Origin of the sequence: Pseudomonas reactans, from assembly GCF_013385825.1 — a bacterium.
Taxonomy (GTDB): domain Bacteria; phylum Pseudomonadota; class Gammaproteobacteria; order Pseudomonadales; family Pseudomonadaceae; genus Aquipseudomonas; species Aquipseudomonas reactans.
This window is the reverse complement of sequence record NZ_JACAPG010000008.1, coordinates 71,756-95,970: the sequence shown is the minus strand read 5'-3', so window position 1 is coordinate 95,970 and position 24,215 is coordinate 71,756. Positions and strand designations below refer to the sequence as shown.

General features: G+C 60.9%; 25 protein-coding genes. 8 read left to right on the top strand and 17 right to left on the bottom strand.

Features of this window, described 5'->3' with window-relative positions:
• The first annotated feature begins 13 nt into the window (after nt 1-13).
• Entirely contained in the window at nt 14-538 is a 525-nt protein-coding gene (locus HX868_RS08740; protein WP_177002583.1) for a transporter substrate-binding domain-containing protein, read from the top strand.
• Here the strand turns inward: HX868_RS08740 and HX868_RS08735 are convergent.
• Both HX868_RS08735 and HX868_RS08730 read right to left on the bottom strand, forming a co-directional pair.
• Nucleotides 532-1,020 carry a 2-thiouracil desulfurase family protein gene (locus HX868_RS08735; protein ID WP_177002582.1) on the bottom strand — a complete coding sequence of 163 codons (489 nt, stop codon included), beginning with the start codon at nt 1,018-1,020 and terminating at the stop codon, nt 532-534. The two genes, HX868_RS08740 and HX868_RS08735, sit on opposite strands and share 7 nt — an antisense overlap.
• 2 nt (nt 1,021-1,022) lie before the next feature.
• Nucleotides 1,023-1,655, bottom strand: a complete 633-nt coding sequence (locus HX868_RS08730; RefSeq protein WP_177002754.1) for a 2OG-Fe(II) oxygenase — start codon at nt 1,653-1,655, stop codon at nt 1,023-1,025.
• A gap of 131 nt (nt 1,656-1,786) precedes the next feature.
• Between HX868_RS08730 and HX868_RS08725 the strand changes: the two genes are divergently transcribed.
• The gene (locus HX868_RS08725; protein WP_177002581.1) at nt 1,787-2,539 is read left to right on the top strand and encodes a DUF2059 domain-containing protein; all 753 of its coding nucleotides are present in this window, start codon (nt 1,787-1,789) and stop codon (nt 2,537-2,539) included.
• A gap of 100 nt (nt 2,540-2,639) precedes the next feature.
• On the opposite strand, the gene bipL is transcribed toward HX868_RS08725, so the two are convergent.
• The gene (bipL, locus tag HX868_RS08720) at nt 2,640-3,560 is read right to left on the bottom strand and encodes a phospholipase BipL (RefSeq protein ID WP_177002580.1); all 921 of its coding nucleotides are present in this window, start codon (nt 3,558-3,560) and stop codon (nt 2,640-2,642) included.
• 99 nt (nt 3,561-3,659) lie between these two features.
• On the opposite strand from bipL, the gene HX868_RS08715 reads away from it, so the two are divergent.
• Both HX868_RS08715 and HX868_RS08710 read left to right on the top strand, forming a co-directional pair.
• Nucleotides 3,660-4,235 carry a DUF6436 domain-containing protein gene (locus HX868_RS08715; RefSeq protein ID WP_038850692.1) on the top strand — a complete coding sequence of 192 codons (576 nt, stop codon included), beginning with the start codon at nt 3,660-3,662 and terminating at the stop codon, nt 4,233-4,235.
• Between the two features lie 31 nt (nt 4,236-4,266).
• On the top strand, nt 4,267-6,621 hold the full coding sequence (locus HX868_RS08710) for a penicillin acylase family protein (protein ID WP_177002579.1): 2,355 nt from the start codon (nt 4,267-4,269) through the stop codon (nt 6,619-6,621).
• On the opposite strand, the gene HX868_RS08705 is transcribed toward HX868_RS08710, so the two are convergent.
• The gene (locus HX868_RS08705) at nt 6,607-7,515 is read right to left on the bottom strand and encodes an AraC family transcriptional regulator (RefSeq protein WP_177002578.1); all 909 of its coding nucleotides are present in this window, start codon (nt 7,513-7,515) and stop codon (nt 6,607-6,609) included. The genes HX868_RS08710 and HX868_RS08705 overlap by 15 nt on opposite strands.
• 103 nt (nt 7,516-7,618) lie before the next feature.
• Here HX868_RS08705 and HX868_RS08700 point away from each other — a divergent pair, with 103 nt between their 5' ends.
• Entirely contained in the window at nt 7,619-7,972 is a 354-nt protein-coding gene (locus HX868_RS08700; protein ID WP_016973032.1) for a carboxymuconolactone decarboxylase family protein, read from the top strand.
• Here the strand turns inward: HX868_RS08700 and HX868_RS08695 are convergent.
• On the bottom strand, nt 7,950-8,915 hold the full coding sequence (locus HX868_RS08695) for a GlxA family transcriptional regulator (RefSeq protein WP_095013922.1): 966 nt from the start codon (nt 8,913-8,915) through the stop codon (nt 7,950-7,952). The two genes, HX868_RS08700 and HX868_RS08695, sit on opposite strands and share 23 nt — an antisense overlap.
• Before the next feature lie 235 nt (nt 8,916-9,150).
• Here HX868_RS08695 and HX868_RS08690 point away from each other — a divergent pair, with 235 nt between their 5' ends.
• A complete protein-coding gene (locus HX868_RS08690) occupies nt 9,151-9,792 on the top strand; it encodes an HD domain-containing protein (RefSeq protein ID WP_177002577.1) in 642 nt (213 codons plus the stop codon).
• 128 nt (nt 9,793-9,920) lie between these two features.
• On the opposite strand, the gene HX868_RS08685 is transcribed toward HX868_RS08690, so the two are convergent.
• From HX868_RS08685 to HX868_RS08650, 8 genes are all read right to left on the bottom strand, one after another.
• A complete protein-coding gene (locus HX868_RS08685; protein ID WP_177002576.1) occupies nt 9,921-10,805 on the bottom strand; it encodes an ABC transporter permease subunit in 885 nt (294 codons plus the stop codon).
• Nucleotides 10,802-11,722: an ABC transporter permease subunit gene (locus tag HX868_RS08680; protein ID WP_016979002.1), complete on the bottom strand. Its 921-nt coding sequence runs from the start codon at nt 11,720-11,722 to the stop codon at nt 10,802-10,804. Before HX868_RS08680 ends, HX868_RS08685 begins: the two co-directional genes overlap by 4 nt.
• Nucleotides 11,719-12,861 carry an ABC transporter ATP-binding protein gene (locus HX868_RS08675; RefSeq protein ID WP_177002575.1) on the bottom strand — a complete coding sequence of 381 codons (1,143 nt, stop codon included), beginning with the start codon at nt 12,859-12,861 and terminating at the stop codon, nt 11,719-11,721. The genes HX868_RS08680 and HX868_RS08675 overlap by 4 nt, the downstream gene beginning before the upstream one ends.
• 67 nt (nt 12,862-12,928) lie before the next feature.
• Nucleotides 12,929-14,023, bottom strand: coding sequence for a polyamine ABC transporter substrate-binding protein (locus tag HX868_RS08670; RefSeq protein WP_016979000.1), 1,095 nt, complete (start codon nt 14,021-14,023; stop codon nt 12,929-12,931).
• Nucleotides 14,024-14,176: 153 nt separating this feature from the next.
• Nucleotides 14,177-15,271, bottom strand: a complete 1,095-nt coding sequence (locus HX868_RS08665; RefSeq protein WP_177002753.1) for a polyamine ABC transporter substrate-binding protein — start codon at nt 15,269-15,271, stop codon at nt 14,177-14,179.
• A 197-nt stretch (nt 15,272-15,468) separates the two neighbouring features.
• Entirely contained in the window at nt 15,469-16,833 is a 1,365-nt protein-coding gene (locus HX868_RS08660) for an aspartate aminotransferase family protein (RefSeq protein WP_016978998.1), read from the bottom strand.
• 58 nt (nt 16,834-16,891) lie between these two features.
• A complete protein-coding gene (locus tag HX868_RS08655; protein WP_095013925.1) occupies nt 16,892-18,250 on the bottom strand; it encodes a glutamine synthetase family protein in 1,359 nt (452 codons plus the stop codon).
• Between the two features lie 79 nt (nt 18,251-18,329).
• On the bottom strand, nt 18,330-18,569 hold the full coding sequence (locus tag HX868_RS08650; protein ID WP_177002574.1) for a hypothetical protein: 240 nt from the start codon (nt 18,567-18,569) through the stop codon (nt 18,330-18,332).
• Nucleotides 18,570-18,847: 278 nt separating this feature from the next.
• Between HX868_RS08650 and HX868_RS08645 the strand changes: the two genes are divergently transcribed.
• Together HX868_RS08645 and HX868_RS08640 are read left to right on the top strand one after the other, a co-directional pair.
• Nucleotides 18,848-20,224: a glutamine synthetase family protein gene (locus HX868_RS08645; protein WP_032858908.1), complete on the top strand. Its 1,377-nt coding sequence runs from the start codon at nt 18,848-18,850 to the stop codon at nt 20,222-20,224.
• Between the two features lie 264 nt (nt 20,225-20,488).
• Entirely contained in the window at nt 20,489-21,127 is a 639-nt protein-coding gene (locus HX868_RS08640; RefSeq protein WP_177002573.1) for a TetR/AcrR family transcriptional regulator, read from the top strand.
• A gap of 91 nt (nt 21,128-21,218) precedes the next feature.
• Here HX868_RS08640 and HX868_RS08635 read toward each other — a convergent pair whose 3' ends face one another.
• The 4 genes from HX868_RS08635 to ssuD are packed head-to-tail and all read right to left on the bottom strand — an operon-like array spanning nt 21,219 to nt 24,199.
• Nucleotides 21,219-21,434 (bottom strand): TOBE domain-containing protein, encoded by a 216-nt coding sequence (locus HX868_RS08635; RefSeq protein WP_003213899.1) that lies wholly within the window; start codon nt 21,432-21,434, stop codon nt 21,219-21,221.
• Between the two features lie 16 nt (nt 21,435-21,450).
• Nucleotides 21,451-22,257 (bottom strand): aliphatic sulfonates ABC transporter ATP-binding protein, encoded by an 807-nt coding sequence (gene ssuB / locus HX868_RS08630; RefSeq protein WP_016978995.1) that lies wholly within the window; start codon nt 22,255-22,257, stop codon nt 21,451-21,453.
• Nucleotides 22,254-23,042, bottom strand: coding sequence for an aliphatic sulfonate ABC transporter permease SsuC (ssuC, locus tag HX868_RS08625; RefSeq protein ID WP_028618374.1), 789 nt, complete (start codon nt 23,040-23,042; stop codon nt 22,254-22,256). The genes ssuB and ssuC overlap by 4 nt, the downstream gene beginning before the upstream one ends.
• Nucleotides 23,043-23,050: 8 nt before the next feature.
• Complete coding sequence (ssuD, locus tag HX868_RS08620) at nt 23,051-24,199, bottom strand: FMNH2-dependent alkanesulfonate monooxygenase (RefSeq protein ID WP_177002572.1); 1,149 nt, start codon at nt 24,197-24,199, stop codon at nt 23,051-23,053.
• Between the last annotated feature and the right edge of the window lie 16 nt (nt 24,200-24,215).

Here is a 24,215-nt window from a genome sequence, read left to right as displayed (position 1 = left end):
TCTAGGAGTGACCATGCGCTTTTCGCCTGGCCTGTTACTTTTGCTGTCCCTTCTGAGCCCCTTGGCCCATGCCGAACTGCTCGATGATGTATTTGACCGGGGCGAACTGCGCATTGCAGTCGTGGCCGAAAACCCGCCATTCAGTTTCAAGGAAGGTGACAAACTCACCGGCTTGGAAGTGGAACTCGGCGAGCAACTGGCCAAGGAAATGGACGTGCGCGCGTCGTTCATCATCACCGATGCGACTGACCTGCTGCCGGGAGTGGAGAGCGGCAAGTACGACGTGGCGATGAACTATATTGCTGTGACTCCCGAATTGCAGGATCGGTTCGATTTCAGTGAGCCTTACGGTGAATCCCGGGGGCGTATGACAGGCCCGTCGACTCTCTACGCGATGCCGTTCCAGAAGGGAAACCCTGCATTCAAGTCAAGCCTGAACAACGCACTGCAACGATTCAAATCCGACGATCGATTCAGGAAATTGTTGCAGAAGTGGCTTGTCGATTACTCCAATCGCCCGGCCGCCCAGACTCAATAATCGCCAGTGTTCAATGCCTGGGCTGCCTGCACCAATTCCAGTTCACTGAACACCAGCACGCCGTGGCGTTTGAGCAGCGCAGCCGTTACGCCTTCGCCGCTGACCTTTACACCGGTGAAGGTGCCGTCGTAGGTCAGCAGGTTGCCGCACGACGGGCTATTGGCCTTGAGCACGGCGATGCGGATGTGGTGGCGCTGCACCAGCGCCAAGGCCTGGCGCGCACCGTCGAGGAAGGCCTCACTGAAATCTTCGCCCTCAGCCGTCAGCACCTGGGCACGCCCCTCCCAGACATCCACGCCTTGCCCGCCGGGAATCTCGGCGGGTGGACGTGGCGTTGGCAAACCACCCGACACTTCCGGGCAGATGGCAACCACACGCCCCTCGGCCTGCCATACCGCCAGTTGATCGAACGGCCCGCTGGCGCCACCGTCGTAGCGCACCTTGTGCCCCAGCAGGCAGCGGCTGATCAGTATCTTTTCCATGTTCAGAACGGCTCGTTGCCCCGCCGACGAAACCAGCCTGTGAGGGACAGGCGGTCGCGCGTGGCGGGCATGACTTCGTGGGGCACTTCGCCCGACAGGAACACCACCAAGCAACCGCCAGTGGGCACCACATCGTATTCGACGCCGTCCTTGAGGTACATGCGCAACTGGCCACCATGCTCGGGCAGCCAGGCATCGTTCAAGTAGATCACTGCTGAGACCATGCGCCGGTCATCGTCGCGAAAACGGTCCAGGTGCTTGAGGTAGAACGCACCCGGCGGGTACATCGCGAAATGGCTTTCGAAATCTTCGAGGCCGAGGAATAGGCCACGGTTCATCGCCAAACGCAGGCTGTCCATCAGCGCCATGTAGGTGTCGCAGACCGCCGCGTCACCGTCTTCCAGCCACTGGATATGGTCACCGCGAATGCCTTCGCGAATCTCCTGGGCCGGGCCGCGCCCCACCGCCGCCGGGGCCAGTTCACCCTCGGCCGCACGTTTACGGCACTCAGCCGCCAGTTCCAGGGTCAGAGCCTGGGGCAGGAAGCCGTCCTGCCGGGACCAGCCCTTTTCGGCCAGGTCGTCGACAATACGTTGCAGCAAGGGGTGATCGAGGGGTATTTGCATGGCGCGCATAGTATCCATACGCCTGTGAATCCGACAGAGCCGCCGAGCGTCTGAAGATACTTTAGTCAGGTGACTGATAGGACTTCTCGACAAATCCTACGCCCGACACGGACAATAGTGGCCGACTGACAGGAGTCCATATGCGTCGTTTGTTTTTTTCCTTGCTGATGTTCTGCGTTTTGCCCGCTTGGGCAGACGGCCATGACCAGTTGTACAAGGTCGCCGGCTGGGCCGAACAACGTGCGCATTTCAATGACGCCCTCAGTGCCGCCCAGCAACGCTACCGCAATAGCTTGCCGCCGGCGGTGTACCAGGCGCTGGTGGACAACAGCAATAAACGTTTTGCCGCCCAGGCCGTGGACCAGCGTGCCGAAGCGCAATTGCGCAAGAACCTCGCAGACCCCAAGCCTGCCCTGGCGTTTTTCCAATCGCCTCTGGGCCGCAAGATTGTCGCCGCCGAGCTGCTCGCCACGCGCCGTGATCAACTGGCGAAAAACGCCCAAGGCCTGCCGAAAATCGAAGCCGACGCCACCCGCAGCCTGATCATCGGCCACCTGGCCCAAGCGCTGCCCGCCCGTGAAGCCGGCGCGGAAGTCAGCCTGGCGATTGCCGGTGTGGCGGCCGATAGCCTGAGTCAGATGATTCCGGGCCTGCTGGGCGGCGGCCAGGCCCAAGGCATGCTGAACGGCCAGCGCGAACGGCTGATGCAGCAGATCGACAAGGACCTGAACAACACGCTGCTGTACGTCTATCGGGATTTGTCCGACCCGGAGCTGGAAGAATTCGCGACGTTTGCCGAGTCGCCGGAAGGCAAGGCGTATTACCAGGCGGCCCTCGCAGCCATTCGCGCCGGGCTTGCAGTCGGCCAAAGCACCTCAAGCCTGACGCCCTGACCCCCTGTAGGAGCGAGCTTGCTCGCGAAGGTCGTTAACGATTACGCGGAGCATCTGAATAAACGCGGTGCGTGTGCGTTCTTCGCGAGCAAGCTCGCTCCTACAGGTGGTCCGTTAAGTATCGGAAGTACTCGTCACGAATCTCCGGAATCTCATTGGCCAGATGATGCCTGCCACGCGGCAGCATCAACACCTCGGGCTGGTCGAACTTGCCCCGCAGCACCTGCAGGTTGTGCTGCCAGTCCACCGTCATATCTTCCTCACCTTGAACGATCACCGGTCGCCGGGCACTGCGCGGTGCGGCTTCGATGCGTTTGATCCAGCGCGCCAGTGCGCCGACCCAGGCGGTCGGCAGTTGGCGCGGCTGCAGCGGGTCGGCTTCCAGGAACGGCTTGAACGCCGGATCGTGGGTGTTCTCGCTGAATCGCCGCGCAATGCCTTTGACGAAAGGACGCAGCAGGTAGTAGCTCACCTGCGACCACCCCCAGGCACGCGGCCGCACCAGGGGTGACAGCAGGAAAGTCTTGCCCTGGGCCGGGCTGTCGGCGCCATGGTTGAGCAGGTGATCCACCACCACCGCGCCGCCGGTGCTTTGCCCGAACAGGTGCCAGGGTTGCGGCAGTTGCAGCTCTTGCGCCTGGGTGAACAGCGCATTCACCACTTGTTGATACACCGCAAAATCATCGATGCTGGCACGCACGCCACTGGACAGGCCATGCCCCGGCAAATCGCAGGCGATCACCACGAAGCCCTGCTCCACCGCCCACTTCACCACATGACGGTACAGCCCCATGTGGTCGTAGAAACCGTGGAACATGAACATCGTCGCCACCGGCGTGGGCGGCCACCACACCTGCGCCACCACCTCAAACCCCTCCACCTCGAAACGCCCCAGGCGGCTCGCGGCCTGGTCCAGACCGTAAAAACGCTGGTAGACCCGCGCCTCGGCTGAAAGCGGTTGCGCATCCACCAGGGGCCGCAAGCTTTCGCGCAGATGATCAGGGTCAAAGGTAACGGGCATAAAGGCTTCCAGACTTGCGGCAAAGATGAATATCGAGCTGCGATATTCATCTGTCAGGACAAGCATGGCAAGCTACGCGACCTTCGAGGATACATCTGAATGCGACAGCCCTACCGCACCGCCTTGTTCGCGAGCCTGATCCTGGTGATCTGCGCCGGCGTGCTGTGGGCGGCGTATGACTGGTTCCAGGGCCGCTACCTGCGCGCCTTCAGCGAGCACACGGCGGTGTTTTCCGGCGACCCGTTGAAGCTGCCCGCCGACCTTGCCGGCCCCGGCCCGATTCGCCTGGTGCACTTCTGGGACCCGGCGTGCCCGTGCAACGTCGGCAACCAGCAGCACCTGGGCGAGCTGATCGAGCAGTACGCGCCCCAAGGCGTCGAGTTCTACGCGCTGCAAAAGCCCGGCAGCCACGGCCAATTGCCCGACAACCTGCGCCGCATGAAAACCCTCGCCGCCCTGCCCGGCGCCGAGCAGGTGCCGGCCAGCCCGGCCGTGGGTATCTGGGATCGCAGCGGCAAGCTCGCGTACTTCGGGCCCTACAGCGAAGGCCTCACGTGTAATTCCAGCAACAGTTTTATCGAGCCGATCTTGAAGGCCCTTGAAACAGGACGCGAGGTAAATGCCACGCACACCCTCGCGGTGGGCTGCTATTGTTCGTGGCCAAAAGGCTCGTAACTCGCCACCCCACTCTTGGTAAGGAATGTTCATGAAGCGCGTCTTGCGGGTTCTCGCGGTTCTTGTCGTGCTGGTCGCCGTCGGCGCCGGCTGGTACCTGTACAGCAAGCAGCCCACCCGCCAGGGCACGGTCGCACTGGCCAACCTGCAAGGCTCGGTCACGGTGCGTTACGACGACCGTGGTGTACCGCACATCCAAGCCGAGAACGAAACCGACCTGTACCGCGCCCTGGGCTACGTGCACGCCCAGGACCGACTGTTCCAGATGGAGATCATGCGGCGCCTGGCCCGAGGCGAACTGGCCGAGGTGCTGGGGCCCAAGGTGCTGGAGACCGACAAGCTATTCCGCAGCCTGCGCATTCGCGACCGAGCGGCCACCTATGTGGCGCAACTCGACCACGAATCGGCGCATTGGAAGGCCCTGCAAGCCTATCTGGACGGGATCAACCAGTATCAGGACAGCCACGCCAGCCCGATGGAGTTCGACGTGCTGGGCATCCCTAAACGACCGTTTACCGCCGAGGACACCATCAGCGTCGCCGGGTACATGGCCTACAGCTTCGCTGCGGCATTTCGTACAGAACCTGTGCTGACTTACATCCGCGACCAACTGGGCAGTGACTACCTGAAAGTCTTCGACCTGGACTGGCAGCCCAAGGGCGCCCTCAACCTCGCCACCAGCGATTGGCAGGCCCTCGGCGCCATCGCCTCCCTGAGCGAACAGGCCCTGGCCGACAACGGCCTGCCGCAGTTCGAAGGCAGCAACGCCTGGGCCATCAGCGGCAGCCGCACTAAGAGCGGCAAACCGTTGCTGGCCGGTGACCCGCATATCCGCTTTTCGGTGCCGTCGGTGTGGTACGAGGCGCAGCTGTCGGCGCCGGGGTTTGAGCTGTACGGCTACCACAATGCGCTGGTGCCGGTGGCGTTCCTGGGGCACAACCTGGACTTCGGCTGGAGCCTGACCATGTTCCAGAACGATGACCTCGACCTCATCGCCGAGAAGGTCAACCCGGACAACACCAACCAGGTCTGGTACCACGACCAATGGGTCGACATGAGCAGCACCGAGCAACAGATCGCAGTGAAGGGCCAGGCGCCGGTGACGCTGACCCTGCGTCAATCGCCCCACGGCCCGATCATCAATGATGTGCTGGGCGAGAACGCCGGCAAGACGCCGATTGCCATGTGGTGGGCATTCCTCGATACCCAGAACCCGATCCTTGAGGGCTTCTACCAGCTAAACCGCGCCGACACACTGGTGAAGGCCCGCGCGGCGGCGGCCAAGGTGTCTGCACCGGGGCTGAACATTGTGTGGGCGAATGCCAAGGGTGATATCGGTTGGTGGGCGGCAGCGCAGTTGCCGATCCGTCCGGCTGGGGTCAACGCAGGGTTCATCCTCGACGGCAGCACCGCCCAGGCCGACAAGCTGGGCTTCTATCCCTTCAGCGCCAACCCCCAGGAAGAAAATCCAGCACGCGGTTACGTGGTATCGGCCAATGCCCAGCCGGTCTCGCCGACTGGCATGGAGATTCCCGGTTACTACAACCTGGCCGATCGCGGCCAACAGTTGAACGCGCAGTTGAGCGACAAGAGCGTGAAGTGGGATGTGAACAACAGCCAGGCCTTGCAGCTCGGCACCACCACCGCCTTCGGCCCGCGCCTGTTGGTGCCGCTGTTGCCGGTGCTGCGTGAGGTGGTCAAGGAGCCGGCGCAGCTGAAACTGGTTGAGCAGCTCGCTGCCTGGAAAGGCGACTACCCGCTGGACTCGACCAGCGCCACGCTGTTCAACCAGTTCCTGTTCAACCTGGCCGACGCCGCCTTCCACCCGAAACTCGGCGATGGCATGTTCAAGACCCTGCTCGGCACCCGCGTGATCGACGCTGCCTTGCCACGCCTGGCCGCCGCGCCGGATTCGCCGTGGTGGGACGGCAAGCGCGCCGACACCGTCAAGCTCGCCTGGGACAACAGCCTTGCGCACCTAAAGGCCACCTTCGGCGATGACCCGAGCCAATGGCAATGGGGCAAGGCCCACACCCTGACCCACGGCCACCCGCTGGGCTCGCAAAAACCCTTGGACCTGATCGTCAATGTCGGCCCATTCCCGGCACCGGGCACCCACGAAGTGCCGAACAACCAGTCAGCCAACATCGGCCCAGCACCGTGGCCCGTCACCTACGGGCCTTCGACTCGCCGCCTGATCGACTTCGCCGACGCGGCCCACGCATTGACCATCAACCCGGTCGGTCAAAGCGGGGTGCCGTTTGACCGGCACTACGGCGACCAGGCTGAAACCTACATCGAGGGCGGCTACGAACAGGCGCACTTCACTGACGAGGAAGTCACCGCCAACACCCGTGGCACTCTCAAGTTGCTACCCGCCCGATGACCGCAGGCGCCCCGGCGCCTCGCCATAGGTCTCCTTGAATTTCTTGCTGAACGCCGCCTGGGACTGGTAACCCGCCTGGGCGGCGATATCCAGCAGGCTCAGGTGCGACTGGCGCAACAGGTTGAAGGCCAGCTCCATGCGCAACTGGGTCAGCAGCACCCACGGCGACACGCCCGCCACTTTGACGAACGCACGCATGAAGGTGGCGCGTGACATCGTCGCAGCCGCCGCCAGGCTGTCGATGGTCCACTCATGCCCCGGATCGGCCAGCATCGCCTGCCAGGCCTTGCTCAGGCGCTTATCGGCAAGCAGCGCGAAGGTGCCGGCCACGGGGGCCTGGCGCGCCAGCCAGGTGCGCAGGATCAGGGTGAACAGCGCCGACGACAACGCATCGATAAAGGAGCGCGCGCCCAGTTGCTGGCTGTCCGCTTCACTGCGCAGCAGAGCGATCAACGCCGCCAGTTGTCCGTCGCCCTGCCATTCACGACTGGACACCACCAAGTACTCCGGCAACGCGCCGAGCAGCAGTGACTGGCGGTTGTAGTGGAAGCTGCCACAGAGCATGTCCAGGTCCGGCCGGTCGCCGCCCAAACGATGCACCGGGAGCAGGCCGCCGCTGACCACTTGCGGTTGCGTTGGCCGGATCCGCGCACCCTGGCTGCGCAGCAAGTGCGTGGCACCGCCGGGCATCAGCAGGATATCGCCCTCTTCCAGCGTCACTTGTTGCCCTCCCGACAACTCGGCACGACAAGTGCCGCTGAGCACGATGTGGTAAGGCGCCACGCCGAGGTTTTCCGGCGCGTGATCCAGCGCCCAGTCCCCCTGGAATTGACAGCGTAGATCCAGACTGCCGCGCAGGTTGGCCAGCGCGATGAGTGTGTCGATCGAATTCATTTGCGAGCATCGGTCAAAAAGATGAGCGGATTGAACAATAACGCCACCCCCGAACGGAAGAGACTGGTTCCACACCAACCAAACCTGTTCAGGAGTTACCGCAATGTTCAATAACTGGTCCGACTTGCTGCCTACCGTGAAGAAAGCCTTTGGCGCGCTGGGCAAGAGCAACCCGAAGATGGTCAAAGCCTACATGGCGCTGGGCGAAGCCGCCGAAGAAAACAACGTGCTCGACGCCAAGACCCGTGAACTGATCTCCATCGCCGTGGCCATCACCACCCGCTGCGATGGCTGCATCGGCGTGCATGCCGACGCGGCGATCAAGGCCGGCGCCACCCGCGAAGAAGTCGCCGCAACCCTGGCCACCGCGATCTCGCTGAATGCGGGCGCGGCGTACATCTACTCGCTGCGCGCTTTGGAAGCCTACGACACCCTCAAACCGGCGCCGCAAAGTTAAGCCGGAACTGTTGCGGCGTCACGCCCAGCCGGCGGTTGAACACACTGCGCATGTGCTGGGCGTCGCGAAAACCGCATTGATAGGCGACGGTCTTGAGCGGTGCGGGGCTGCTTTCAAGCATGACCCGCGCCGCGTCGACCCGCGCCCGTTCGACAAACTCCGCCGGCGTGATCCGCGCCTCGCGGGCAAACACCCGAGAGAAATTACGCGCGCTCATATTGGCTGCCTTGGCCAGGTCGGCAATAGTCAAATCCCCTGTCAGGTTCGCCAACACGTACAGCTGCACCAGCGCCACCGCCGAGGTGGTTTCAGCATGGGGTGTGAGGAACGGACTGAACTGTGACTGCCCGCCCGAGCGCTGGGTGAACACCACCAGGCGCTTGGCCACGCTCAACGCGACTTCCGGGCCGTGATCCTGGGCCAGCAAATACAGCGACAGATCGATGCCTGCCGTGACCCCGGCCGAAGTGTAGAGATTGCCGTCCTGCACGTAGAGGCGGTCGGCGTCGACCTGGGCCGTGGGGCACAGGCGCGCCAGGTCCGCTGCGTCATTCCAGTGGGTGGTGACGGTTTTGCCGTCCAACAGCCCGGCGCGCGCCAGCATGAAGGCGCCGTTGCAGATCGAGCCAAAACGTTGCGCACGGGCACTGGCGCCACGCAGCCAGTCATCGAACTCGGCGCCGAAGTCTTCGAAGGGTAACTGCGGGCCGCCGGCGACCAGCAGCAGGTCGTAGGCTCGCAGGGCTTCGCTGTAGTGATGGTGGGCCTGCAATGACAGGCCGTTGGAAGCGGCCATGTTGCCGTGGCTGAAGCCGATCACTTCCAGCTGGTAATGGTCCTGGGGCGGCAAAAAGCGGTTGGCCTCGCAGAACACATCCATGGGACCGGTCACGTCCAATGACTGGACGCCGGGGAAGATCAGGATGGCGACGGTTTTGCCCATGGTCGGTAAGCCTTGTGATGACCTGTAGGAGCGAGCTTGCTCGCGAAGAACGTTAACGATAACGCGTTCTGCCTGGATGGGCGCGGCGCCCTGGCGTTTTTCGCGAGCAAGCTCGCTCCTACAGAGATACGACCTGGCGCGATATCAAGGCACATTGGCCGGGATCGCACCCTCGCCGCAATGGCCCCTTCGCTGGCACGCGACCAGACTGGAATCTTTCCAGAGGAGAACCACCATGAGCACCACCATCGCCGGCATCCAGATCCCGGACAGCGCCCTGGCCAAGGCCACCACCGAATACATCCGCGACGTCGAATCCGACCTGCTCTACCACCACTCCCGCCGGGTATTCCTGTTCGGCGCCTTGAGCGGCGAACGCAAACAACTCGCCTATAACCCGGAGCTGCTCTACGTCGGCGCGATGTTCCATGACCTGGGCCTGGTGGAAGGCCATCGCAGTGACAACGAGCGCTTTGAAGTCGACGGCGCCAACGCCGCCGCCGCGTTCCTCAAGCCGTACGGGCTGAGCGATGACGACATCGAACAGGTGTGGCTGTCCATCGCCCTGCACACCACGCCGGGCGTACCGCAGCATCTGCGCCCGACCGTGGCGCTGGTGACGGCCGGTGTGGAAATGGACGTGCTGGGCATGGACTACGCCGCATTTTCCAGCGTGCAGCGCGAAGCCGTGGTGCATGCGCATCCACGCGGTGAAGGGTTCAAGGAGTGCATTATCTGCGCGTTTGCCGACGGCTTGCGCCATCGTCCGCAGACCACGTTTGGTAACGTAAAGACGGATGTGCTGGTGGATCAGGAGCCGGGGTTCAAGCCGAAGAATTTTGTGGACGTGATCCGCAAATCTCCCTGGACTGCCTGAAACACAACCTTATAAACACCACAAAACCACTGTAGGAGCTGGCTTGCCAGCGATGGCGGCGTGTCAGCTGACTCATCTGTCGACTGACACACCGCCATCGCCGGCAAGCCGGCTCCTACAAGTGGGTTTTAGACCGGTGCAGCCGCCCGACGCTTGTCCGGCTGCTGCCAGCCATCCGCCGCCGCTTCTTCAATCGCTTGTTGGATAGCTTTCTTGCGGTGCTCTTCAGCTCGACGGCTGAAGAACCACACCAGGAAGGTCACCAGCGACACCGCCAACAGGATCAGGCTGGCCACGGCGTTGATCTCGGGTTTAACCCCAAGGCGCACTGCCGAGAACACTTCCATCGGCAAGGTGGTCGAACCCGGCCCCGACACGAAGCTGGCCAATACCAGGTCATCCAGCGACAGCGCGAACGACATCATGCCGCCCGCCGCCAACGACGGCGCGATCATGGGGATGGTAATCAGGAAGAACACCTTCCACGGCCGCGCGCCCAGATCCATCGCCGCTTCTTCGATCGACAGGTCCAGCTCACGCAGTCGCGCCGACACCACCACCGCCACATACGCCGCACAGAACGTGGTGTGGGCGATCCAGATGGTGACGATGCCACGCTCCTGGGGCCAGCCGATCATTTGCGCCATCGCCACAAACAGCAGCAACAGCGACAGACCGGTGATCACTTCCGGCATCACCAGTGGCGCGGTCACCAGGCCGCCGAACAGCGTGCGGCCCTTGAACTGACTGATGCGCGTCAGCACGAAGGCCGCGAGCGTACCCAACGCCACCGCGGCCACCGCCGTGTAGCAGGCGATTTCCAGGGAGCGCGCCACCGAGCCCATCAACTGGGTGTTGTCCAGCAGGCCCACGTACCACTTGATCGACCAACCACCCCACACTGTCACCAGCTTGGATTCGTTGAACGAGTAGATCACCAGGATCAGCATCGGCAGGTAGATGAACACTAACCCCGCCACCAGCATAAAGCTGGAGAATCTGAAGCGCTTCATATCTTGCCCTCCATCTCTTTGGCTTGGCTGCGGTTGAACAGGATGATCGGCACGATCAGGATCGCCAGCATCACCACCGCCAGGGCAGACGCCACCGGCCAGTCACGGTTGTTGAAGAATTCTTGCCACAACACTTTACCGATCATCAGGGTTTCCGGGCCGCCCAGCAGTTCCGGGATCACGAACTCACCCACCACGGGGATGAACACCAGCATGCACCCGGCGATGATGCCGTTCTTGGACAGCGGCACGGTGATTTTCCAGAAGCTGTTGAAGGTGCTCGAACCCAGGTCGGAGGCTGCCTCCAGCAGGCTCTGGTCGTGTTTCACCAGGTTGGCGTACAGCGGCAGGATCATGAACGGCAGGTACGAATAGACCACGCCGATATACACCGCGATGTTGGTGTTGAGGATCTGCAGCGGCTCGTTGATCAACCCGATGGACATCAGGAAACCGTTGAGCAAACCGTTGTTGCTGAGGATGCCCATCCACGCATAGACGCGGATCAGGATCGCGGTCCAGGTCGGCATCATGATCAGCAGCACCAGCACGGTCTGCATCTCTTTGCGCGCACTGGCGATGGCGTAGGCCATCGGGTAGCCGATCAGCAGGCACAGCAGCGTGCTGAAGAACGCCATTTTCAGCGAGCCCAGGTACGCGGCGATGTACAACTCGTCGTCGCCGAGCATCGCGTAGTTGCCCAGGTTGAGCACCAACTGCAGTTTCTGCTCAACGAAGGTGTAGATCTCGGTGTACGGCGGGATCGCAACGTCGGCTTCGGCAAAACTGATCTTCAGGACGATGAAGAACGGCAGCATGAAGAACAGGAACAGCCACAGGAAGGGAATGCCAATGACCGCATGGCGGCCACTGGGCGTTATTCGTTGCAGGCGGCGCTTGAGCTTCTTCATGTTCATGAGCGAAGTACCACGCCGCTGTCGTCTTCCCACCACACGTAGACTTGGTCACCCCAGGTTGGCCGCTGGCCACGGCGCTCGGCGTTGGCCACGAAGGACTGCACCAGCTTGCCGCTCGGCAGCTCCACGTAGAACACCGAGTGGCCGCCCAGGTAGGCGATGTCGTGCACCTTGCCGCTGGACCAGTTGTGTTCGCAGGTCGGCATTTCGGTGGTGACCAGCAGTTTTTCCGGGCGAATCGCGTAGGTCACCGACTTGTCTTCCACCGCCGTGGCAATGCCATAGCCCACGTAGATGTCGCGGTCGAGGTCAGCACACTTGAGCACCGCGTGGCCTTCGGCGTCGTCCACCACTTGGGTGTCGAAGATGTTGACGTTGCCAATGAACTCGCACACCAAGCGGCTGGTAGGCGTTTCGTAGATGTCGATCGGGCTGCCGATCTGGGCGATCCAGCCCAGGTGCATGATCGCAATGCGCTCGGCCATGGTCATGGCCTCTTCCTGGTCGTGGGTCACCATCACGCAGGTCACGCCGACGCGCTCAATGATTTCCACCAGTTCCAGCTGCATCTGCGAACGCAGTTTCTTGTCGAGGGCGCCCATGGGCTCATCGAGCAGCAGCAGTTTCGGACGCTTGGCCAGCGAACGGGCCAGGGCCACACGCTGACGCTGGCCACCGGACAACTGGTGCGGCTTGCGCTTGGCGTACTGGCTCATCTGCACCAGCTTGAGCATCTCGGCCACACGGGCGTCGACTTCAGCCTTGGGGACCTTGTCCTGTTGCAGGCCGAACGCGATGTTCTGCGCCACGGTCATGTGCGGGAACAAGGCATAGGACTGGAACATCATGTTGATCGGCCGTTCGTAGGGCGGCATGTCAGTGATGTCTTCGCCGTCGAGGTAGATGCGACCCTCGGTCGGGCGCTCGAAACCTGCGAGCATGCGCAGCAAGGTGGACTTGCCCGAACCCGAACCGCCGAGCAGGGCGAAGATCTCGCCTTTCTTGATTTCCAGGGACACATCGTCCACGGCAATCGTCTCGTCGAACTTCTTCGTGACCCGGTCGATTTTGACCAGCACCTTCTTCGGTGTCTGGTCCCCTTCGAGGGCTTTCTTATAGGCGCCGGAGGCAACTGCCATTTACGAAACTCCCAGAAAAAAAAGAGTGCGGAACGTCCAATACGGACGAACCTTGATAGGTTGAGCCTTACTTACCCGTCTTGACCTTGGTCCAGCTACGGGTCATCAAACGTTGCACTTTCGGGGGTAGCTCGAAGTTGACAAAGGTCCTGTCGAGTACCGCCTGCGGTGGGTAAACCGCTTCGTCCGTGCGTATCGATTGCTCCATCAATTTGTCCGCCCCTGGGTTAGGGTTGGCATAACCGACGTAATCACTGACCTGGGCGATCACCTCAGGTTGCAGCAAATAGTTGATGAAGGCGTGGGCCTCTTTGACGTTGGTGGCATCCTTGGGGATAGCCAGCACGTCGAACCACAGGTTGCCGCCTTCTTTCGGAATCGCGTAGGCGATGTTCACGCCCTTGCCAGCCTCGGCCGCACGGGCCTTGGCCTGGAACACATCGCCGGAGAAACCCGCCGCCACGCAGATGTTGCCGTTGGCCAGGTCCGAGATGTATTTGGAAGAATGGAAGTAGGTCACATACGGCCGTACTTTCAGCAGCTTCTCTTCGGCCTTCTTGTAGTCATCCGGGTTCGTACTGTTGGGGTTCAGGCCCATGTAGTTGAGCACCGCCGGCAGCATTTCATCCGCCGAGTCCATGAACGACACGCCGCACGTCGCCAGCTTCTTCATGTTCTCAGGCTCGAACAGCACCGCCCAGGAGTCGATATGGTCGACGCCCAGCACTTCCTTCACTTTATCGACGTTGTAACCAATGCCATTGGTGCCCCACAGGTACGGCACGGCGTACTGGTTGCCCGGGTCGTTCTTTTCCAGGCGCTTGAGCAGCGCCGGGTCAAGATTGGCGTAATTCGTCAGCAATGACTTGTCGAGCTTCTGGAACGCCCCGGCCTTGATCTGCTTGCCCAGGAAGTGGTTGGACGGCACCACCACGTCATAGCCGGTGCGCCCGGCCAGCAGCTTGCCTTCCAGGGTTTCGTTGGAGTCAAACACGTCATACACGGGCTTGATGCCGCTGGCCTTTTCAAAGTTGGCCAGGGTGTCGGTGCCGATGTAATCCGACCAGTTATAAATATGCACCGTCGGTGCGGCCTGCACGCTCAACGTCAGCGTGATACCTGCACCCACCAGCATGGCTTTGCGAAATAAAGAAATTGGCAAGTGGAGGTCCTCTTAAATAGTTGGGCCCAAAGTTGTTGCCCGGCAACAAAACCGGCGCGCAACTTACCCTCGATAAACCGATCCGGCAAAACTTTCTGTCATTTAATTGTTTCGATAACCACCGCGCCAGGCGCGGTGGTTAACAAAGACCGGTTATTTACCGGACTTGATCTTGGTCCAGCTGCGTGTCATTTCACGCTGGGTTGCGGCCGGCAAGTCAGCAATGGCGTAGAGCTTGGCCTGCACGTCCGCTGGCGGGTAGATGCCCGGGTCGCTGGTGATGTCTTTGTCGACCAGTGCGGTAGCCTTCTCGTTACCGTTCGGGAAGTGAACGCTGTTGGTGATTTCAGCCATGACTTCCGGTTTGAGCAGGTAGTTCATGAACTTGTAGGCGGCGTCGACGTTCTCGGCATCTTTAGGGATGGCGACCATGTCGAAGAAGCTGCCAGCGCCTTCTTTCGGAATATCGTAGGCCACCTTGACCTTGCCACCGGCTTCAGCCGCGCGGGACTTGGCCTGTTCGATGTCACCCGAGTAACCCACGGCCACGCAGATGTTGCCGTTGGCCAGGTCGGAGATGTACTTGGACGAGTGAAAGTAGCCGATCGAAGGACGGATTTTCAGGAACAGATCTTCAGCCTGTTTCAGGTCGGCCTTCTTCTGGGTGTCGGTCGGCAGGCCCAGGTAATGCAGCGCCACCGGCAGCATTTCGGTTGGCGAATCGAGGAAGCTCACGCCGCAGCTTTTCAGCTTGGCGATGTTCTCGGGCTTGAGCAGCACGTCCCACGAATCGATCTTGTCCACGCCCAGCGCGGCCTTGACCTTCTCCGGGTTGTAGCCGATGCCGATCGAGCCCCACATGTACGGGAAGGCGTGCTTGTTGTCCGGGTCGCTGACCGACACAGCTTTGAGCAGGGATTTGTTCAGGTTGTCGTAGTTGGACAGCTTGGACTTGTCCAGCTCCTGGTAGACACCGGCCTTGATCTGCTTGGCGAGGAAGTTGTTCGACGGTACGACGATGTCGTAACCGGACTTGCCTGCCAGCAACTTGGCTTCCAGGGTTTCGTTGCTGTCGAAAACGTCGTACACCACCTTGATGCCGGACTCTTTTTCAAAGTTGGCGATGGTGTCCGGTGCAATGTAGTCGGACCAGTTGTAGACGTGCAGCACTTTATCGTCAGCCTGGGCCGCGCCCGCCATTGCGCCCATCAGGGACAAGGCGAGGAGGGTCTTGCCAGCGTTCTTCAAACCTAATGCCTTCATTTGGTGATGCTCCAATTTTTTCTTTTTTGGGCCACAAGCTTCATATGTTTCGAGGCCCAGCCAAAGGGCAACAAAACAGGGCGACAGTCTGGCAAGTTCGAGGGCCGGCTTTCAACCAATGCCCCCATTTTTATAACCACTCAGACGCAGCGCCCGAAGCCGCTGCGTTCTGAGCCTAGCACTTAGCCCTGCAATGCCGCCAAAGTCAGGTCCAGGCACTGACGAGCCTTGGTCACCAACTCGTCGATTTCTGCCTTGCTGATCACCAGCGGTGGCGAAATGATCATGGTGTCGCCTACGGCGCGCATGATCAGGCCATTCTCGAAGCAGAACGTGCGGCAGATCATGCCGACGCCCTTGCCTTCGTAGCGCTTGCGCGTGGCCTTGTCCTGCACCAGTTCAATGGCGCCGAGCATACCCACACCACGCACTTCGCCCACCAGCGGATGGTCCGCCAATTCCCTCAGACGTTTCTGCAAATACGGTGCCGTTTCGTCGTGGACACGGTTAACGATTTTTTCATCGCGCATGATGCGGATGTTTTCCAGCGCCACTGCCGCCGCCACCGGGTGACCGGAGTAGGTGAAACCGTGGTTGAAATCACCGCCTTCGTTAAGGACGTCCACCACTTCATCGCGCACGATCAGGCCGCCCATGGGGATGTAACCCGAGGTCAGGCCCTTGGCGATGGTCATCATGTGCGGCTTGAGGTCGTAAAAGTCGCTACCGAACCACTCACCGGTACGACCGAAACCGCAGATGACTTCGTCGGCAATAAACAGGATGTCGTACTTGGCGAGGATTTCCTTGATGCGCGGCCAGTAGGTGGCCGGCGGTACGATCACGCCACCGGCGCCCTGGATGGGTTCGGCAATAAAGGCACCGACGTTGTCCACGCCCAGTTCCAGGATCTTTTCTTCCAACTGGTTGGCGGCCCACACGCCGAACTCTTCGGGGCTCATGTCGCCGCCTTCGCCAAACCAATACGGCTGGGCGATGTGGGTGATGCCAGGAATCGGCAAGTCGCCCTGCTCATGCATATAGGTCATGCCGCCCAGGCTGGCGCCGGCCACGGTGGAACCGTGATAGCCATTCTTGCGGCTGATGATGGTTTTCTTGTTTGGCTGGCCCTTGATCGCCCAGTAGTGGCGGACCATGCGCAACATGGTGTCGTTGCCTTCGGAGCCGGAACCGGTGAAGAACACGTGGTTCATGCCGGCAGGCGCGATGTCGGAAATGGCCTTGGCCAATTCCAGCACCGGCGGGTGAGCGGTCTGGAAGAACAGGTTGTAGTACGGCAGTTCTTTCATCTGCTTGGCGGCGGCGTCAGCCAGTTCATCGCGACCGTAACCGATCGCCACGCACCACAGGCCGGCCATGCCGTCGAGGATCTTGTTGCCTTCGCTGTCCCACAGGTAGACGCCGTGGGCTTTGGTGATGATGCGCGGGCCTTTCTCTTTCAATTGCTTGAAGTCGCTGAACGGCGCCAGGTGGTGATCACTGCTCAAGGCTTGCCATTCACGGGTTTGCGGGTTGTTGCTGGACATACCAATCTCCTAGACTTTTCAGTGAAGGGCGCGCCGTTTAAAGGGCGCGCCCGGCGCATCAGACGGCGAAGAGCAGGAATTCCCGCTCCCACGAACTGATCACGCGCTTGAAGTTTTCATGCTCGGCCCGCTTGACCGCGACGTAGCCTGTGATGAATTTTTGACCCAGGTATTTCTCGATGGTCTTGCTGTTTTCCATGCGTTCCAGGGCGTCTTCGATGGTCAACGGCAGGCGCAGGTTGCGTCGCTCGTAACCACGACCCACCACTGGCGCGCTTGGGTTATGGCCTTCGACCATGCCGATGTAGCCGCACAACAGGCTGGCGGCAATCGCCAGGTACGGGTTGGCATCGGCGCCCGGCAGGCGGTTTTCCACACGACGGTTCTGCGGGCCGGCATCCGGAACACGCAAGCCGACGGTGCGGTTTTCTTCGCCCCATTCCACGTTCACCGGCGCCGAGGTGTCGGGCAGGAAGCGGCGGAACGAGTTCACGTTGGGGGCAAACAACGGCAGCAGTTCAGGGATGAATTTCTGCAGGCCGCCAATGTGGTTGAGGAACAGCTGGCTCATGGTCCCGTCTTCATTGGAGAAGACGTTCTTGCCGGTGGCGATGTCGATGATGCTCTGGTGCAGGTGCATCGCGCTGCCGGGCTCGCCGGTCATGGGCTTGGCCATGAAGGTGGCGGCCACGTCGTGCTTGAGCGCGGCTTCACGCATGGTGCGCTTGAACACCAGAATCTGGTCGGCCAGGGACAGCGCATCGCCGTGACGGAAGTTGATTTCCATCTGCGCGGTGCCGTCTTCGTGGATCAGGGTGTCGAGGTCCAGCTCCTGCAGTTCGCACCAGTCGTAGACGTCTTCGAACAATGGGTCGAATTCGTTGGCCGCTTCTATAGAGAAGGACTGGCGACCGGTTTCCGGGCGACCGGAGCGACCAATCGGCGGTTGCAGCGGGAAGTCAGGGTCTTCGCAACGCTTGGTCAGGTAGAACTCCATCTCGGGCGCCACGATGGGCTGCCAGCCCCTGTCGGCGTAGAGCTTGAGGACTTTCTTGAGTACGTTGCGCGGCGACAGCTCGATCGGGTTGCCTTGCTTGTCGTAGGTGTCGTGGATCACCTGAGCGGTGGGCTCGATGGCCCAGGGCACCAGGTAGACCGCGTTCTGGTCAGGGCGGCAGATCATGTCGATGTCGGCCGGGTCGAGCAATTCGTAATAGATGTCGTCTTCGACATAGTCGCCGGTCACGGTCTGCAACAGCACGCTCTCGGGCAGGCGCATGCCTTTTTCGGCGATGAACTTGTTGGTCGGCGAGATCTTGCCCCGGGTGATGCCGGTGAGGTCGCCAATCATGCATTCGACTTCTGTGATCTTGTGGTCTTTCAACCAATCGGTGAGCTGGTCGAGGTTGTTACTCATAAATGCCTCTGGGCTGGGTTTCCTGGCATCCATTAAAGGCCAGGCGTTGGTTGACGCAGCATCCGCGTCGTTTTTTCATTCAGGGTAGGAGCTTACCTGCCATTTGCTGCAGCGTTGCATTCCTCACGCCAAAGTTGTGCGCAATCTTGAGCAGCACGCGAGGCGCATGCCGTTCGGTGACAAATGAGGAGGCAAAAAAGAGGTCGGCCCGGGCGTCAAGAATATTGGCCGGTGCGCGGGTATTCACGCGGGAAGAATGGACGGATGACACAGCCCGGCTGAAGCAGGCCAAGACGCCGTTGGGCGGCAGGTGAAACATGAAGCACCCCGGTATTATTGCTGTTATGGGTTTGAATCGAGCTTAGCCTTGTTCATTTTTTTACACAACACCCCCGTAAAAAATACAACACGGGCCGCTCAAGCCTGCTAGTCCCAAGCCCCTCAAATCCGAAAAACCGCCCCAAAAAGCCCCAAAAAAGCCATCGCAGCGCTTTTTTAGGGCAAAAAAGGCCTCGCTTGACTTCGGCATGCCGTTCGGGTTGACTGAAACCAGAAAAGATCAATGATTGATATTTTTAACAACAAAGGTGTTGCATCATGTCGGTACCCCCGCGTGCCGTTCAGCTTAACGAAGCGAACGCGTTCCTTAAGGATCATCCTGAGGTTCTGTACGTAGACCTTCTAATTGCGGATATGAATGGTGTGGTGCGCGGCAAGCGCATCGAACGCACCAGCCTCCACAAGGTTTACGAGAAGGGCATTAACCTGCCTGCCTCTTTATTTGCCCTGGATATCAACGGCTCTACGGTGGAAAGCACCGGCCTGGGCCTGGACATCGGTGATGCTGACCGAATCTGTTATCCGATCCCCGACACCCTGTGCAATGAACCCTGGCAAAAGCGCCCTACCGCGCAACTGCTGATGACCATGCACGAACTTGAAGGTGAACCTTTCTTCGCCGATCCGCGCGAAGTGCTCCGCCAAGTTGTAACCAAATTCGACGACCTCGGTCTGACCATCTGCGCCGCCTTCGAACTTGAGTTCTACCTGATCGACCAGGAGAACGTGAACGGCCGCCCACAACCGCCCCGCTCGCCGATCTCCGGCAAACGCCCGCACTCGACACAGGTCTACCTGATCGACGACCTCGACGAATACGTCGACTGCCTCCAGGACATTCTGGAAGGTGCGAAGGAGCAAGGCATCCCGGCCGACGCCATCGTCAAGGAAAGTGCCCCGGCGCAGTTCGAAGTGAACCTGCACCACGTGGCCGACCCCATCAAGGCCTGCGACTACGCGGTACTGCTCAAGCGCCTGATCAAGAACATCGCCTACGACCATGAGATGGACACCACCTTCATGGCCAAGCCTTACCCGGGCCAGGCAGGCAACGGTTTGCACGTACACATCTCCATTCTGGACAAGGACGGCAAGAACATTTTTGCCAGCGAGGATCCCGAGCAGAACGCCGCATTGCGTCACGCGATCGGCGGTGTGCTCGAGACCCTGCCCGCCCAAATGGCGTTCCTGTGCCCCAACGTCAACTCCTACCGTCGTTTCGGCGCACAGTTCTACGTGCCGAACTCGCCGTGCTGGGGCCTGGATAACCGCACCGTGGCGATCCGCGTACCGACCGGCTCGTCCGACGCCGTACGTATCGAACACCGCGTGGCCGGCGCCGACGCCAACCCTTACCTGCTGATGGCTTCGGTCCTGGCAGGCGTGCACCACGGCCTGACCAACAAGATCGAGCCTGGCGCACCGGTGGAAGGCAACAGCTACGAGCAGAACGAACAGAGCCTGCCGAACAACCTGCGTGATGCCCTGCGTGAGTTGGACGACAGCGAGGTGATGGCCAAGTACATCGATCCTAAATACATCGATATCTTCGTCGCCTGTAAGGAAAGTGAGCTGGAAGAGTTTGAACATTCCATCTCTGACCTTGAGTACAACTGGTACTTGCATACCGTGTAAGCGGTTGCGACTGTAAATGTGTTGAGTTGGCTCGCTGTAGTGAGCTGCCTTGTTGTGGCGAGCAGGCTTGCCCTGCGTTGGGCTGCGAAGCAGCCCTAAATCCAGACGCCGAGTTCTTTCAGAAGGAACTCGGCGTTTTTTATTGGGGCCGCTGCGCGGCCCAACGCGGGGCAAGCCCGCTCGCCACACGTACACAGTCGCCTCACAGGTATGGATCATCCTTATGCTCTGCGTACAATGCGCTCTGCCTTGTAGGAGACTTCCATGACCACCCGCCCCGCCGCCCCTCGCAAACCCCGCGCCCGCAGCCAGGCCCGGATCGATGCGATCCTCGACGCTGCCCGCACCCTGCTGGCGGCCGAAGGCGTGGCAAGTTTGTCGATCTATAGCGTGGCCGAGCGGGCGCAGATTCCGCCGTCGTCGGTGTATCACTTTTTCGCCAGTGTGCCGGCCTTGCTGGAAGCCTTGACCGCTGACGTTCACGGCGCATTCCGGGCGGCTATCCAGGCCCCTATCGACCATGACTCACTCAAGCATTGGCGCGACCTGTCCTATATCGTTGAGCAGCGCATGCTCACTGTCTACGATCAGGATGCCGCCGCCCGCCAGTTGATCCTGGCCCAACATGGGCTGACGGAGGTGACCCAGGCGGATCGTCAGCATGATCTGGAGTTGGGCGATTTGATGCTCACGGTGTTCAACCGTCACTTTGAAGTGCCGGCGCTACCGAATGATGTGGACGTGTTTGCCTTGGCCCTGGAGTTGAGCGACCGCGTGTATGCGCGCTCGGTGCATCAGCATGGGTTGATCACGCCGCGCATGGCGGAGGAAGGGATGCGGGTGTTTGATGCGTATGTGGGGCTGTATTTGCCGGCCTATTTGCCCAAGCGCAAAAACCTGTAGGAGCCGGCTTGCCGGCGATAGCGCTCCCGACATCACCGCAAGGCGTGAGGGCCTATCGCCGGCAAGCCAGCTCCTACAGTGGCTTGTGCAATCACAATTTGGCGATCGACACCTCGGTGGATTTAACGAAGGCAATCACTTCACTGCCAATCACCAGCTCCAGCTCTTTGACCGAGCGTGTAGTGATCACCGAAGTCACGATGCCGGACGCAGTCTGCACGTCGATTTCCGACAGCACGTCGCCTTCGACGATTTCCTTGATGGTGCCTTTGAACTGGTTACGCACGTTGATGGCTTTAATAGTCATGATGTTCTTCCTTCGTTTATTGAGCCCAACGCAATTGCGTAGGCAGCGGTGAAACAGGTTCAGGTTCCGGCGGCGAGCCCGGCAGGGACAACACACGGTTGAGCACTTCAGCTTCCAACGCGGCCAGCCGATGTGAGCCCCGGGCACGTGGGCGTGGCAGGTCGACGATCAGGTCCAAACCTATTTCGCCGTCTTCGATCAGGATCACCCGGTCGGCAATCGCCACGGCTTCGCTGACGTCGTGGGTGACCAGCAACACGGTGAAGCCGTGCTTCTGCCAGAGGTTTTCGATCAGTTGCTGCATCTCGATACGGGTCAAGGCATCCAGCGCACCCAACGGCTCATCCAGCAGCAGCAAGCGCGGTTGGTGAATCAGCGCACGGGCCAGGGCCACGCGTTGCTTCTGCCCGCCGGACAGCGCCGCCGGCCATTCATTGGCGCGTTCAGCCAGGCCAACCGCTTCCAGGGCTTCCAACGCTTTGGGGCGCCAGTTGCCTTTAAGGCCCAGGCCCACGTTGTCGATGATCTTTTTCCACGGCAGCAGGCGCGCTTCCTGGAACATCAACCGCGTGTCTTCAATCGCTTCACTGAGCGGCGCGGAACCGGCCAGCAGCTCGCCGCCGCTGGCCTTGTCCAGGCCGGCCAGCAGGCGTAGCAAGGTACTTTTGCCGCAACCACTGCGACCGACCACCGCCACGAATTGGCCGGCCGGAATATGCAGGTCGATGTCCTTGAGCACTTCGCGCGCACCAAAGGCCTTACGCAACTTGCGGACCGCCAGGGGAATGCCCTTGAGCAGGCGCGGGGGTTGTTGAGCTGTCATGCCGCACCTCCTTTATTTACTTGATACGCCGGATGCCAGCGCAGCCACACTCGCTCCAGACCGCGCGCCGCCAGATCGGCCAGCTTGCCGAGGATCGCGTACATGACAATGGCCAACACCACCACGTCGGTTTGCAGGAATTCGCGGGCGTTCATCGCCAGGTAACCGATACCGGAACTGGCGGAGATGGTTTCCGCCACGATCAGCGTCAGCCACATGAAGCCCAGGGCAAAACGCACGCCCACCAAAATCGATGGCAGCGCGCCCGGCAGGATCACCTGACGGAACAGGCTGAACCCGGACAAGCCGTAGCTGCGCGACATTTCCACCAGCGCCGGGTCAACGTTGCGAATGCCGTGATAGGTGTTGAGGTAAATCGGGAACAGCGTGCCGAGGGCGACCAGGAAAATCTTCGCCGTCTCATCAATGCCAAACCACAGGATCACCAGCGGAATCAGCGCCAAATGCGGCACGTTGCGGATCATCTGCACCGAGCTGTCCAGCAGGCGTTCGCCCCACTTCGACAGACCGGTGATAAAGCCCAAGGCCAGGCCGATGCTGCCGCCAATCACGAAGCCCAAACCCGCACGCCAGCCACTGATGGCCAGGTGAGTCCAGATTTCGCCACTGGCGACCAAGTGGACACCGGCGGCGATGACGGCACTCGGCGCTGGCAGAATGCGGGTCGACAACCAACCCGCCGAGACCGACAACTGCCACACCGCGAGTAACAAAATCGGGAGCACCCAGGGCGCTATCCGATGGCTCAGTTTTTCATAGTTCATGGGCTGCCTCAGCTCGCCGACGCAGCTTTGGGAAGGATGTCGTTGGCGACCATCTCGCCGAACGGGCTGACGTAGCCGGCGCTTTTCGGCAACTCGGGACGTTCGATATCCAGGTGTGGGAAGAGCAGCTCAGCGACGCGATACGACTCTTCCAGGTGTGGATAACCGGAGAAGATGAAGGTGTCGATGCCTAGGGCTGCGTATTCCTTCACGCGTTCCGCCACGGTGGGGCCATCGCCCACCAGGGCGGTGCCTGCACCGCCACGCACCAGGCCGACGCCGGCCCACAGGTTGGGGCTGACTTCCAGGTTGTCGCGATTGCCACCATGCAAGGCCGCCATGCGTTGCTGACCGACAGAGTCGAACCGCGCCAAGGAAGCCTGGGCACGGGCGATGGTGTCATCGTCCAGGTGGGAGATCAGTTTGTCGGCGGCTTTCCACGCTTCGTCGTTGGTTTCACGCACGATCACATGCAGGCGAATACCAAAACGCACGGTGCGCCCAAGCTTCGCGGTCTTGGCGCGAACCTGTTCGATTTTTTCCGCAACAGCCGCCGGTGGCTCGCCCCAGGTCAACACCATCTCCACCTGCTCGGCCGCCAGGTCCTGGGCTGCTTCGGAAGAACCGCCGAAGTACAGCGGCGGACGCGGTTGCTGGATCGGCGGGTAGAGCAGCTTGGCGCCTTTGACGCTGATGTGCTCGCCGTCGTAGTCCACGGTTTCGCCTTCCAGCACACGGCGCCAGATGCGGGTGAATTCCACCGAGGCCTGGTAGCGCTCTTCATGACTGAGGAACAAGCCATCACCGGCCAATTCTTCCGGGTCACCACCGGTCACCAGGTTGAACAAGGCACGGCCGCCGGACAGTCGGTCCAGGGTCGCGGCCTGACGCGCGGCCACCGTCGGGGAAATGATCCCGGGGCGCAGGGCGACAAGGAATTTCAGACGCTGGGTCACCGGGATCAGCGAGGCCGCCACCAACCACGAATCTTCGCAGGAGCGGCCGGTAGGGATCAGCACTCCGCCGAACCCTAGGCGGTCAGCGGCCTGGGCCACTTGCTGCAGGTAACCGTGGTCGACGGCGCGAGCGCCTTCGGCGGTGCCAAGGTAATGGCCGTCGCCGTGGGTAGGCAGGAACCAGAAAATGTTGAGGCTCATGGAGTTGTCTCCTGAA

Coding starts and splice junctions, on each gene's coding strand:
- HX868_RS08655 (WP_095013925.1), bottom strand. CDS start 18,250: ATGAGTAACAACCTCGACCAGCTCACCGATTGGTTGAAAGACCACAAG.
- ssuB (WP_016978995.1), bottom strand. CDS start 22,257: ATGACAGCTCAACAACCCCCGCGCCTGCTCAAGGGCATTCCCCTGGCG.
- HX868_RS08715 (WP_038850692.1), top strand. CDS start 3,660: ATGCGACAGCCCTACCGCACCGCCTTGTTCGCGAGCCTGATCCTGGTG.
- HX868_RS08680 (WP_016979002.1), bottom strand. CDS start 11,722: ATGAACATGAAGAAGCTCAAGCGCCGCCTGCAACGAATAACGCCCAGT.
- HX868_RS08740 (WP_177002583.1), top strand. CDS start 14: ATGCGCTTTTCGCCTGGCCTGTTACTTTTGCTGTCCCTTCTGAGCCCC.
- bipL (WP_177002580.1), bottom strand. CDS start 3,560: ATGCCCGTTACCTTTGACCCTGATCATCTGCGCGAAAGCTTGCGGCCC.
- HX868_RS08705 (WP_177002578.1), bottom strand. CDS start 7,515: ATGAATTCGATCGACACACTCATCGCGCTGGCCAACCTGCGCGGCAGT.
- HX868_RS08640 (WP_177002573.1), top strand. CDS start 20,489: ATGACCACCCGCCCCGCCGCCCCTCGCAAACCCCGCGCCCGCAGCCAG.
- HX868_RS08650 (WP_177002574.1), bottom strand. CDS start 18,569: ATGTTTCACCTGCCGCCCAACGGCGTCTTGGCCTGCTTCAGCCGGGCT.
- HX868_RS08660 (WP_016978998.1), bottom strand. CDS start 16,833: ATGTCCAGCAACAACCCGCAAACCCGTGAATGGCAAGCCTTGAGCAGT.
- HX868_RS08725 (WP_177002581.1), top strand. CDS start 1,787: ATGCGTCGTTTGTTTTTTTCCTTGCTGATGTTCTGCGTTTTGCCCGCT.
- ssuC (WP_028618374.1), bottom strand. CDS start 23,042: ATGAACTATGAAAAACTGAGCCATCGGATAGCGCCCTGGGTGCTCCCG.
- HX868_RS08675 (WP_177002575.1), bottom strand. CDS start 12,861: ATGGCAGTTGCCTCCGGCGCCTATAAGAAAGCCCTCGAAGGGGACCAG.
- HX868_RS08690 (WP_177002577.1), top strand. CDS start 9,151: ATGAGCACCACCATCGCCGGCATCCAGATCCCGGACAGCGCCCTGGCC.
- HX868_RS08700 (WP_016973032.1), top strand. CDS start 7,619: ATGTTCAATAACTGGTCCGACTTGCTGCCTACCGTGAAGAAAGCCTTT.
- HX868_RS08645 (WP_032858908.1), top strand. CDS start 18,848: ATGTCGGTACCCCCGCGTGCCGTTCAGCTTAACGAAGCGAACGCGTTC.
- HX868_RS08735 (WP_177002582.1), bottom strand. CDS start 1,020: ATGGAAAAGATACTGATCAGCCGCTGCCTGCTGGGGCACAAGGTGCGC.
- HX868_RS08685 (WP_177002576.1), bottom strand. CDS start 10,805: ATGAAGCGCTTCAGATTCTCCAGCTTTATGCTGGTGGCGGGGTTAGTG.
- ssuD (WP_177002572.1), bottom strand. CDS start 24,199: ATGAGCCTCAACATTTTCTGGTTCCTGCCTACCCACGGCGACGGCCAT.
- HX868_RS08635 (WP_003213899.1), bottom strand. CDS start 21,434: ATGACTATTAAAGCCATCAACGTGCGTAACCAGTTCAAAGGCACCATC.
- HX868_RS08730 (WP_177002754.1), bottom strand. CDS start 1,655: ATGCGCGCCATGCAAATACCCCTCGATCACCCCTTGCTGCAACGTATT.
- HX868_RS08695 (WP_095013922.1), bottom strand. CDS start 8,915: ATGGGCAAAACCGTCGCCATCCTGATCTTCCCCGGCGTCCAGTCATTG.
- HX868_RS08710 (WP_177002579.1), top strand. CDS start 4,267: ATGAAGCGCGTCTTGCGGGTTCTCGCGGTTCTTGTCGTGCTGGTCGCC.